Source organism: Flavobacterium pectinovorum (assembly GCF_006438875.1).
Classification (GTDB): domain Bacteria; phylum Bacteroidota; class Bacteroidia; order Flavobacteriales; family Flavobacteriaceae; genus Flavobacterium; species Flavobacterium pectinovorum_A.
On the sequence record NZ_RCZH01000004.1, the window covers coordinates 326842 to 339092 of the forward strand.

Here is a 12251-nt window from a genome sequence, read left to right on the forward strand (position 1 = left end):
TTCAAATACACATTTACATAAAATAGAAATACAATAAATCATGAGTTTCATAAACAGTATTATTAAAGTCTTTGTAGGTGATAAATCACAGAAAGATGTCAAAGCTTTACAGCCTTATTTAAATAAAATTAAAACATTCGAAACCAGCCTAATGGGTTTGTCTCACGACGAACTAAGAGCCAGAACCGCATTTTTTAAAGAAAAAATAAAAGAAGCCAGAGCTGACAAAGATGCTAAAATTGCTTCGCTTAAAACCGAAGTTGAAAACATCGAAGACATCGATAAAAGAGAAGATCTTTATGATGCTATTGATGCTCTTGAAAAAGAAGCTTACGAAATCTCAGAGAAAACTTTATTGGAAATCCTTCCGGAAGCATTTTCTGTTGTAAAAGAAACTGCACGTCGTTTTAAAGACAATTCTTTTATCGAAGTTACCGCAACTCCAAAAGACCGCGAATTTTCAGGTTCAAAAACTTATGTTACCATTGAAGGTGACAAAGCAACTTGGGCTAACAAATGGAATGCAGCCGGTAAAGAAATTACCTGGGACATGATTCACTATGATGTTCAGTTAATTGGTGGTATGGTTTTGCATGAAGGTAAAGTTGCCGAAATGCAAACAGGAGAAGGAAAAACGTTGGTAGCTACACTTCCGCTTTACTTAAATGCTTTGACTGGAAACGGAGTTCACTTAGTAACTGTGAATGATTACCTTGCAAAACGTGATAGTACATGGAAAGCACCTTTATTCGAATTCCACGGTTTAACTGTTGATTGTATTGATAATCACCAACCTAGCACAGAACAAAGAAAAAAAGCATACGACGCTGATATCACTTACGGAACCAACAATGAATTTGGTTTTGACTACTTAAGAGATAACATGGCACATTCGCCAAGCGACTTAGTTCAAAGAAAACACAATTATGCAATTGTCGATGAGGTCGATTCTGTATTAATTGATGATGCAAGAACACCGCTTATTATTTCAGGACCGGTTCCTCAGGGAGATCGTCATGAATTTAATGAGTTGAAACCAAAAATCGAAAACTTAGTAGCTCAACAACGTCAATTAGCAAACGGATTCTTATCTGAAGCTAAAAGATTAATCAAAGAAGGAAACACTAAAGAAGGTGGATTCTTACTGTTAAGAGCTTACAGAAGTTTACCTAGAAATAAAGCATTAATTAAATTTTTGAGTGAAGAAGGAGTTAAACAATTGCTTCAAAAAACTGAAAATCAATACATGCAGGATAACAATCGCGAAATGCATAAAGTTGATGAAGCTTTGTATTTTGTAATTGAAGAAAAAAACAATCAGGTTGAATTAACTGACAATGGTATCCAATACCTTTCAGGAGATACTGATGCTGACTTTTTCGTACTTCCGGATATTGGAACTGAAATCGCTGCTATCGAAAAACAAAAATTGGATAAAGACGCTGAAGCGGAAGCTAAAGAAAGATTATTCCAGGATTTTGGAATAAAAAGCGAGCGTATTCATACTCTTACTCAACTTTTAAAAGCGTATGCTCTTTTTGAAAAAGATGTAGAATACGTTATCATGGACAACAAAATTATGATTGTCGATGAGCAAACAGGTCGTATCATGGATGGTCGTCGTTATTCTGACGGTTTACACCAGGCGATCGAAGCTAAAGAAAATGTAAAAATCGAAGCTGCTACACAAACTTTTGCAACTGTTACATTACAGAATTATTTCAGAATGTACAGCAAATTGGGTGGTATGACAGGTACAGCAGTTACAGAAGCTGGAGAGTTATGGCAGATTTATAAATTGGATGTTGTTGAAATTCCAACCAACCGTCCGATGTCAAGACAAGACAAAGAAGATTATATCTACAAAACTACACGTGAGAAATTCAACGCTGTAATTGAAGATGTTACTGAATTATCAAATGCAGGAAGACCAGTTTTAATTGGAACAACATCTGTAGAGATTTCAGAATTATTAAGCCGAATGTTAAAAATGAGAGGCGTTACACATAACGTTTTGAATGCAAAAATGCACAAACAAGAAGCTCAAATCGTTGAAGAAGCAGGTAAAGCCGGAGTTGTAACTATCGCAACAAACATGGCTGGTCGTGGTACCGATATTAAATTAACTCCAGAAGTAAAAGCTGCCGGAGGTTTAGCAATTGTTGGTACAGAACGTCATGATTCCCGTCGTGTTGACAGACAGTTACGTGGTCGTGCAGGACGTCAGGGAGATCCGGGAAGTTCTCAATTCTATGTTTCGCTTGAAGATAACTTAATGCGTTTATTTGGTTCTGAAAGAGTTGCAAAAGTAATGGACAGAATGGGACTTCAGGAAGGTGAAGTTATTCAACATTCTATGATGACTAAATCTATCGAGCGTGCTCAGAAAAAAGTAGAAGAAAATAACTTTGGTGTTCGTAAACGTTTATTAGAATATGATGACGTTATGAATTCTCAACGTGAGGTAGTTTACAAACGTCGTCGTCACGCTTTATTTGGTGAGCGTTTGAAACTTGATATCGCTAATATGCTATATGACACTTGCGAATTGATCGTGAGTCAAACTAAACCGATTAATGATTTCAAAAATTTCGAATTTGATTTAATTCGTTATTTCTCTATCACTTCTCCAATTTCAGAAGTTGATTTTGTGAAATTATCTGACATGGAAATCACTGGAAAAATCTACAAAGAAACTTTAGCTTTCTATACAGAAAAAACAGAAAGAAGCGCAAGAGAATCTTTTCCAATCATTAAAGGAGTTTACGAAGAGCCAAACAATCATTTTGAGCGTATTGTAGTTCCATTTACAGACGGAATCAAAACTTTGAATGTTGTAACTGACTTGAAAAAAGCATACGATAGCGAAGGTGCTCAGTTAATTGCTGATTTTGAGAAAAACATCACACTTTCTATTGTTGATGAAGCCTGGAAAAAACACTTACGTAAAATGGACGAATTGAAACAATCTGTTCAATTAGCCGTTCACGAACAAAAAGATCCATTGCTTATTTACAAATTAGAAGCTTTCAATTTGTTTAGAGGAATGTTAGACAACGTTAACAAAGAAGTTATTTCATTCTTGTTCAAAGGTGATTTACCGGCTCAAAACGTTCCTGAAATTCACGAAGCAAAAGAAGTTCGTCAAAAAGAAAACTTCAAATTAAGCAAAGACGAAATTGTTAACAGCGAAGACATCAACCGCGAAGCTGGAGAAACACAACAACGTCAGGTTACAGAAACTATCGTGAGAGATATGCCAAAAATCAACCGTAATGATACTGTAACAGTTCAGGAAGTTGCAACAGGCAAAACTGAAGAAATGAAATTTAAAAAAGCAGAAACTCTAATCGCTTCTGGCGCTTGGGTTCTTGTTAAGTAAGTCTCCGTTTTCAGTTTTCAGTCGCAGTTTTACAGACTGATATTCTAAATTATATACATCAAACCCGTCAGGTTTTAAAATCTGACGGGTTTGTCATTTAATATAGTTTTCAGTCTCAGTATTCAGTCTCAGTTTTCAGTTTTCAGTTTTCAGTTGCAGTTTACAGTCTCAGTTTGAAACTGAATACTGAAACTGCGACTGAGACCGAGACTGCGACCGCGACTGTAAACTGTGACTGAAAACTTTTTTTCCGAAAACTTAAAAATAAATTCTTTCTAAATCGAATAAACAGTACTTTTGCAATCATAAACAACGAAAAAAGCTTTGAAGCAAATTTTAATCATATTTCTTTCCTGTATGCTTCTGGTGCCATCATTTGGTAGTTTCTTTGTTTTTACCTCATTCAAATTAAATCAGACAGAAATTTCTAAAACTATTTGTGTTCAGCGAAAAATGGTCAACAATACTTGTAATGGCCGTTGCGAACTTCAAAAAAGTTTAAAAAAATATGCTGACAACGAAAAGAAAATGCAAAACAACCTGAAAGAAAAAGCAGAAGTTGTTTACCTTCAAAATACAATTACAGCACATTTTAAATTACAAACACCAATTCAATCAAAAGCAAAATTCTTTGCTTCTTTTGATAGCAAGCCTATTTCGGTTTCGAATGCTACATTTCACCCACCATCCTATTTTATATAATTTTTAAATAACGTTTCAATTCTATTGAAATAAATTTCATTGTCACCAAACAATGAAATCGTGTTTACACACAAATAATTTAAAATTACTATTATATAAAATTCATAAAATGAAAAATACATTATACAAAGCTCTTGCTATTGTGGCAATTTCTATTACTCTAGGTTCATGTTCAAGTGATGACAGCAGCAATGATGTTTCCGGAAAAGGAAAAATTATATTAGAATTTGATAATGCCTACGGGACAAACGATCTTATTCTAAACACACAGCCCAACAAAACGTCCAACAACGAGATTTTAAAAATAAGCATGGTGAAATACATTGTTAGTAATGTAGTTTTAACAAAAGCTGACGGAACAACCTTTACATATCCTAAAAGTAAAAGTTATTTTATAGCAGACGAAGCTTCTGCAGAAGGTCGTGAATTTGAACTTAGTGACGTTCCTGCAGGAGATTATGTAAAAGTAAAATTCGGAATTGGAGTTGATGAAGAACAATGGAAATTAGGGGCTTCGGGACAAGGTGATCTTCTTGCTCAAGCAGATGATGCTGAAATGTTTTGGTCTTGGGCTGCAGGATATAAATTCCTGGCTTTCGAAGGAACTTTTACTTCACCAACCGTAACTACTGCAACCTCTTTTATGGTTCACACCGGTAAAACAGGAACGGATTATAACTATACCGAAGTAACCTTAGATTTACCAACAAAAGCCTTAGTTCGTACTACAATAACTCCAGAGGTTCACCTTATTACTGACGTTTCTAAAATTATCGATGGAACAAACAAAATCAAACTTTCTGACAACAATGCAGGTGGAATGGGCGCTATGATTATGGGCGGTGCTAATTTGCCATTAATTACTCAAAACGTATCCGGAATGTTTAGAGTTGATCACGTACATAACGACTAAATTTATTTTCAGGAGCACAAAAGTTTCGGTTTCCCAGAAATGACGTCCCGCTATCCGCTATATCTTTTGTGGTGAACCCCACCACAAAAGGATATCGCTTCTATCGGGGCTAAATGAAAACTTTTGTACTTCTAAAAAACCAAAGAGCAATCACAACAAGAAAAATTTAATCCCATTGTAATTTGTGCAAATTCGTGCAATTCGTGGCAAAAAAAACACTGTTTTGCTTTTTTAAAATTAAAAATCATGCTGAAAATAAAATATTTTCTATGGCTAATGATTCCGTTGTTATGGAGTTGCTCAAATCAAAATGAAGACGATGCATATGTAAATGTTCCGTTAGAATTTAAAGTTCCATCGAATTTTCCTGATTTAGCTTACAATATTACACTGAATCCGCCAACAGAAAAAGGATTCGAATTGGGTAAAAAACTTTTTTACGACGGTCGGTTAGCTTCTGACGGAGTTGTTTCCTGCGGTTTTTGTCACATACAAGCCAATGCATTTACACATCACGGACACACTGTAAGTCATGGTGTAGATAATGCGCAAGGAACTCGAAATACGCCGCCAATTCAAAATCTGGCTTACCAAAGTATCTTTATGTACGACGGCGCGGCAGACCATTTAGATTTGCAGCCTATAATTCCGCTGACGAGTATTATTGAAATGAATGGTAATTTTACTGCCATCCTAAAAATGATGAAAGCGGACAAAGAATATCAAAAACTATTTGGTCAGGCTTTTGACGATGGTGCCATTACAACCGAAAATATGCTAAAAGCACTTTCGCAATTTATGGTAATGATTGTTTCTTCGAATTCAAAGTTTGATAAATACCGACGAAATGAAGCTGGCGGAACTTTAACAACAGATGAATTGGCAGGTTACGATTTATTTAAATCTAAATGCGCTTCTTGTCATGCTACAGATTTACAGACTGATAACTCATTCCGAAATAATGGGCTTGCTGTAAACCCAATGGTAAATGATGTTGGAAGATACAAAGTAACAGAATTGGCTACTGATTATTACAAATTCAAAGTACCTAGTTTACGAAACGTAGAAGTCTCCGGACCTTATATGCATGACGGAAGATTTGGAACTCTGGAAGGTGTTTTAGATCATTATGCAACGGGAATTGAAAATTCAGCAACTCTGGATCCGATATTGAAACAAAACGGAAAATTCGGAATTGTGCTTTCTGAAACGGATAAAAAACAAATTATAGCTTTCCTGAAAACGTTGACGGATAATCAATATTTGACTGATAAACGTTTCTCTGAATATTGACAGAATAATTTCATCACCAACGTTTGTCATTTCGACCGAAGGGAGAAATCACATAAAGTAGCTCGACAAAGATTGGCAATATTAGGGGCGGAGTTGCTTGCGGAGATTTCTCGTTCCTCGAAATGACAAAATTGTGTAAACACTTTTCCTACTCAAGATAGCTATTGGGAGTGGCAAAAAAAATAAAATTATAATAAAAACTGGAGTCCTAGCCCCGATTGAAGTGGAAAGCCTTTTTGAAAAAAGACCTTATTTTTCTTGAGTTTATAAAGCGACCAGCGGAAGCTTTGTAAACTTATAGAAAAATGGGATTTTGAAAAAAGCTTGAAACGAAAAGCGGGATCAGCTCCTAAAAATAATTAAAATGAAAAAAATAATAGTAATGTTCGCCCTTTTGGTTGGTTTTTCAGCCTTTAGTTTCAACGTAAAAGATAGTATTTCAGCCTTTACCTTTCAGCGTTTGGCGATGATGGAAGACTTTGATTGTGATGCTTGCGGATGTTCGGCAAGTGGCGGAAGTATGGGTTTTGGCTCGATGTTGAATAACAATTTTGTTGGTTTGAGATATCTTAAACAAAGTTATACAAGCCGCGACGGAATCTTCGCCAATTCTCCGTGGATTGACGAAAACTTCAATACAATTCAGGTTTGGGCTCGAATTCCGGTTACAGAGAAAATCCAAATTTCGGCTTTAGTACCGTATCATATTAATGAAAGAAAATTAACGGCAGGAACCGAAGATATTTCCGGTTTAGGAGATATTACCGTGATGGCTTTGTACACGGTTTTTGAAACCAAAAAGGACAGTACATTTTTTACGCACAAAATAAATCTTGGTGGAGGTGTCAAAATTCCGACTGGAAAATTTACAGAAGCCAATAATTTAGGAAGTGTCAATCAAAGTTTTCAATTAGGAACCGGAAGTTGGGATTTTCCATTGATTTCTGAATATGTGATTAAACATAAAAACTTAGGTCTGAACACGACTATGAATTACATCTTCAAAACAGAGAATAGTAAAAACTACCAATACGGTGATCAGTTCAATTATGCCGGAACATTCTTTTATTTGTTCGATTTAAAATCGGTTCAGATAGTCCCTCAAGCTGGTTTGGCGGGAGAATTGTATCAAACCAACAAACAACACAACCTTGATTTACCAAATACGGCAGGTGATATTTTATTTGGCAAATTTGGAATTGAAGCCGGAAAAGATAAATTTTCTATTGGAATAAATGCAATGTTGCCAATCAATCAAAATTTATCAAATGGCAATATGGAAGCCAATTACAGATGGAGTGTAAATTTGAATTATACGCTATAATCTATTAAATAATAAGATTATCAAAACAACGAAATAAGCTTTGAAAAAAATTATAATAATATTTCTTTCCTGTATGCTTTTACTGCCATCCTTTGGCAGCTTCCTTGTTTATACCTCTTTCAAATTAAATCAGGAGGAAATTTCCAAAACCATTTGTGTACAGCGAAAAATGATTTTTAATAGTTGTAATGGTCGTTGCGAACTTCAAAAAAGCCTGAAGAAATATTCGGATAATGAAAAAAGAATGCAGGACAATCTGAAAGAAAAAGCAGAAATTGTTTACATTCAAAACACAATTATTGCTGATTTCAGATTAATAACGCCAATAGTATCAAAAGCAAATAATTTTGGTTCTTTTGACAGAAAACCTATTTCGGTTTCGAGTACTACTTTTCATCCTCCATCCTATTTTATATAAATTCAGTTACACTTTTTCTTGTCCAAAAGTCAGGAAAAACACTTGTTACTTTTAAAATTTATATAATTTATAATGAAAAAAATATACTTTACCCTATTGATAATAGGGCAATGTGTCTTGGCACAAAACAAAGTGGAAAAAGACACAACCAAATCTCAAAAACTTGAAAACGTTTTTGTAACGGCAAATAGAACCGCTACTTTACGCAAAGAAACTCCTGTTGCAATTAGTAAAATAACCGCAAGAACAATCAACGAAACCAAAGCTACAGCGGTTTACGAAATCATCAATAAAACGCCGGGAGTTTTAATGGTTAACTTAGGAAACGAACAGCATATGATGTCGATTAGGCAGCCAATGACAACCAATGCATATTATTTATATCTGGAAGATGGTTTACCGATTCGTCCAATGGGAATCTTCAATCACAACGCTTTACTGGAAATCAATCAATATAATCTGCAAAGCATTGAAGTTGTAAAAGGTCCTGTTTCTTCTTTATACGGACCAGAAGCCGTTGGCGGAACAATCAACTTAATTTCGCTAAAACCGCCTGTAAATCCTGAATTCAAATTTGGTGTTCAGGCAGATAATTACGGCTACCGAAGATTTCAGGCAGCGGGTGGCGCAACCATCGGGAAAGTTGGTTTTCATATTGCCGGAATTTCAAGTTTGCAGGAAAATGGATGGATGACGTATTCGGATTATAACAAAGACAATCTGAATGCCAGAATTGATTATAACATCTCGCCTTCTACCCGATTGATTAGTAGCACCATGTATGGAAAATATTATTCAGACATGAGCGGAACTGTAAACGAAGACGCTTTTAATAACAGAACTTACAAAAGCACTTCTAATTTTACCTATAGAAAATCTGATGCTTTGCGTACCAGATTAACATTAGAACACGATTGGAACAGCAATTCAAGCAGTTATATTACAGCTTATTTACGTGACAATAAATTAGGGCAAAATCCTTCTTACGGGATAAAATGGAGTCCAACCGTAAATCCTACAACGGCAAAAGGCGAAGTAAATTCGAATAACTTCAAAAGTTACGGAGCAATCGGACAGCATACTCAAAAATTCAACTTCCTGAATGCCAAACTTGTTGCGGGAGTATTATATGATTATTCTCCCGTTACCTATTGGTCTTATGTTATAGATTTAAAAGCGAACTTAAATCCGGGTGTTCCCGGAAAACAAACCGTAGATTCATACGAGATTATTGCCGAACATCCCGATTCAAAATTAGCAGACTATACAGCCGATATTTTCAACACCGCCGGTTATGCACAATTGAGTTTTAATCCTATAGAAAAATTAGTCATCACTATTGGCGGACGTTATGATAATATGAAAGTCAATTATGACAATGCTTTAGATAATTCTACAGGAAGCAAAATCTACGACAAAGTGACTTTTAAAGCTGGTGCAAACTATAATCCGTTTGAGTCTGCAGGTTTTTATGGCAATTACTCACAAGGTTTTGCGCCTCCCGGAATCACTTCAATTTTCAGAACTAAACCCGGAACCGGGGGAACAACCGGAGTTCCTGCAGGTTTTTATTATAATCTGGAACCTGCAACTTTCAACAATTATGAAGTTGGCGGATGGTTATCTTTCCTTCAAAATAAACTAAATTTTGACTACGCTTTCTATTATATGGAAGGAAAAAATGAGCTTTTGAACATTAAATTGGCTGATAATTCAACAGATTATCGTTCGGCTGGAGAAACACGTCATAAAGGAATTGAATTTGGAGCCACATACAAACCATCAAAACAATTCAACTTTCGTCTTGGCGGAACTTACGCGCAGCACACTTATATCGATTTTAAACTTTCAGACAAACCATCAGATCCGATTCAGGATTTGAACGGAAAAGAAATGCCTGCCGCACCAAAATGGTCGGGAAATTCAGAAGTTAGTTATTATGCAAACTGGCTTCCAAACCTGAGAACTTCTGTAGAATGGCAACTTGTGGGAAGTTACTACCAAGACCAAATAAATACTGTAAAATATAGCGGTTACAACATATTCAATGCAAGAGTTGGTTATCAATGGAAACGAATTGAAGTGTACGGAAACGTCCTTAATCTAACCGATAAATTGTACACTTACAACGTTTCGCGAGCCAATACCACAAATGCTCAACCCACATATACCGCAGCAGCTCCAAGAACTTTTGTATTTGGAATACAGTACAATTTTTCATTAAAAAATAATAGGCACCAATAATTTTCTGCCACAGATTAAGAGGATTAAAATAATTTTTTAATAATCTGTGTTAATCTTTTTAATCTGTGGCCAAAAAAATAATAATTATTAGAAGCTAATCCCGCTCTCGGCTTTATCTTTTTATGTCCGCCGCGGCGGACATAAAAAGGATATCGCCTCCATCGGGGCTAAAAAACCTAACAATGAGCAAAGAAATAAATAGAGAAAAAAAATCTAAAAAAACCCCGATGACTATCGGGGCTAAGTTTGTCAAGAAAATCAAACAGCACATGTACAAATGGCACAGAACAATTGGTTTAATTACCATTGTTCCTGTTATTTTCTGGACATTATCAGGTTTGATGCATCCGTTTATGGCGCATTTTTTTAAACCGGAAATTGCCCATGACAAACTGGAACAGCAAATTATTGATAAAAATCAATTGAAATTTTCTATACAGGAAGTTTTACAGAAAAATGAACTAACGCAATTCAAAAATTTCAGAATCGTTACTTTCAACAATAAAACCTATTATCAGCTTAAAACTATACTTGGTGAATTATGGTATTACGATACTTCAACAGCTGAGAAACTAGAAAACGGAGATCAAAAATATGCAGAATGGCTTTCGCGATATTTCCTTGACGATCAAAAAAGTGCTGTCAAAAAGAGCGAAATTGTCACTGAATTTACTTCTCAATACAAATATGTAAATCGGTATTTGCCTGTTTACAAACTTAGTTTTGACCGTCCGGATGCGATGCAGGTTTATGTAGAAACATCATCGAGCAAATTAGCCACTTACAACCCAACTTCCCGACAAGCTTTTATTTGGTTCTTTGATACTTTTCATAATTGGTCGTTTATCGATGCGATTACCAATAACAGTATCCGAATTATTACGATGATTTTCTTATTGTCAATAATTGGATTTTCTGCCTTGAGCGGAATTCTGATTTATGGTCTATTGTGGAAACAATTCAAAAAAACAGATAACTTACAACCTAAGAAAGGACTTAGAAAATACCATCGTCAAATTGGAATTTGGGTTTCACTTTTCACTTTGACATTTGCCTTTAGCGGAGCTTATCACGCTACAACAAAATGGGCACCTTATACTTTATCACAAATGGTTTATGAGCCAACTTTTGAAACTAAAGAAATTCCTGTGGCAAATAATGCGTTAGATTTAGACTGGAATCGTTTTCAAAATGTGAGTATTATTACTTTAAATGACACCACCTATTATCGTTGTCAATTGCTTGAAAAGGAAAAATTCAAAACATCAAAAACCGATTCTAATTCAAAATGGAATAAAAAAGAAGATCCAAAATCTGAAGTCGTTTACATTAATGCAACAACCAATAAAATTACGCCAAATATTGATCTTGAATATGCCGAATTTCTGGCTTATTATTTTACAGATGGAGCACCAAAAGCGGCTTGCTGCGAAATGGTCGAAAGTTCTAATGAACCGGAAGTTTCATTAGAAAATGCAAAATTATTAGAATCTAAAGTGTTAACTGATTTCGAAAGCAGAGAATATGGTTTTGTCAACAAAAGATTACCCGTTGTAAAATTAGCCTACGATACTCCGGAGAAAACTACTTATTTTATAGAAACGGTGACTTCAAGATTAGCAGCAGTAGTTAAAAGCTCAGATATGGTCGAAGGATATTCGTTTGCTATTCTACACAAATTTTTATTCATGGATTGGGCAGGAAAAAACATTCGGGATTTAACAATGGTTTTGGCAGCTTTGACCATTTTAGTTGTTAGTATTCTTGGCTTTATTCTGTTTTTGAAAAAGTAATATAAACTATTGAGTTTCTAAGTTACTATCCCGAAGTTTCGGGCAATGTCATTAAGCTAAGGGAATATTGCCGAATAAATCTCGCGCAAAGTCGCAGTCCCGAGGCTTCGGGAGCAAAGAAAATGTATGTAAACTTGGCGGCTTTGCGACTTTGCGCGATTTTTTTTCAGTCTTAATTATCT

General features: G+C 35.3%; 8 protein-coding genes. All 8 read left to right on the top strand.

Annotated elements, in window-relative coordinates:
• Positions 1 to 40: 40 nt before the first annotated feature.
• The 8 genes from secA (at position 41) to EAH81_RS07745 (ending at position 12069) form a co-directional block, all read left to right on the top strand.
• Entirely contained in the window at positions 41 to 3382 is a 3342-nt protein-coding gene (gene secA / locus EAH81_RS07710) for a preprotein translocase subunit SecA (RefSeq protein WP_140505566.1), read from the top strand.
• 324 nt (positions 3383 to 3706) lie between these two features.
• Positions 3707 to 4084, top strand: coding sequence for a hypothetical protein (locus tag EAH81_RS07715; protein ID WP_241676534.1), 378 nt, complete (start codon positions 3707 to 3709; stop codon positions 4082 to 4084).
• 109 nt (positions 4085 to 4193) lie between these two features.
• On the top strand, positions 4194 to 4997 hold the full coding sequence (locus tag EAH81_RS07720; protein WP_140505569.1) for an MbnP family protein: 804 nt from the start codon (positions 4194 to 4196) through the stop codon (positions 4995 to 4997).
• Positions 4998 to 5243: 246 nt separating this feature from the next.
• Positions 5244 to 6290 (top strand): cytochrome-c peroxidase, encoded by a 1047-nt coding sequence (locus EAH81_RS07725; protein WP_140505571.1) that lies wholly within the window; start codon positions 5244 to 5246, stop codon positions 6288 to 6290.
• Between the two features lie 364 nt (positions 6291 to 6654).
• Positions 6655 to 7614 (top strand): transporter, encoded by a 960-nt coding sequence (locus EAH81_RS07730; RefSeq protein WP_140505574.1) that lies wholly within the window; start codon positions 6655 to 6657, stop codon positions 7612 to 7614.
• Between the two features lie 40 nt (positions 7615 to 7654).
• Entirely contained in the window at positions 7655 to 8032 is a 378-nt protein-coding gene (locus tag EAH81_RS07735) for a hypothetical protein (RefSeq protein WP_241676535.1), read from the top strand.
• A gap of 72 nt (positions 8033 to 8104) precedes the next feature.
• Complete coding sequence (locus EAH81_RS07740; RefSeq protein ID WP_140505576.1) at positions 8105 to 10276, top strand: TonB-dependent receptor; 2172 nt, start codon at positions 8105 to 8107, stop codon at positions 10274 to 10276.
• 182 nt (positions 10277 to 10458) lie between these two features.
• Positions 10459 to 12069 (top strand): PepSY-associated TM helix domain-containing protein, encoded by a 1611-nt coding sequence (locus EAH81_RS07745; protein ID WP_241676536.1) that lies wholly within the window; start codon positions 10459 to 10461, stop codon positions 12067 to 12069.
• Positions 12070 to 12251 lie beyond the last annotated feature (182 nt).

Excerpts from the sequence above, each read along its gene's own strand:
- secA (WP_140505566.1), top strand. The coding sequence starts at position 41 with ATGAGTTTCATAAACAGTATTATTAAAGTCTTTGTAGGTGATAAATCA.
- EAH81_RS07730 (WP_140505574.1), top strand. The coding sequence starts at position 6,655 with ATGAAAAAAATAATAGTAATGTTCGCCCTTTTGGTTGGTTTTTCAGCC.
- EAH81_RS07725 (WP_140505571.1), top strand. The coding sequence starts at position 5,244 with ATGCTGAAAATAAAATATTTTCTATGGCTAATGATTCCGTTGTTATGG.
- EAH81_RS07720 (WP_140505569.1), top strand. The coding sequence starts at position 4,194 with ATGAAAAATACATTATACAAAGCTCTTGCTATTGTGGCAATTTCTATT.
- EAH81_RS07740 (WP_140505576.1), top strand. The coding sequence starts at position 8,105 with ATGAAAAAAATATACTTTACCCTATTGATAATAGGGCAATGTGTCTTG.
- EAH81_RS07745 (WP_241676536.1), top strand. The coding sequence starts at position 10,459 with ATGAGCAAAGAAATAAATAGAGAAAAAAAATCTAAAAAAACCCCGATG.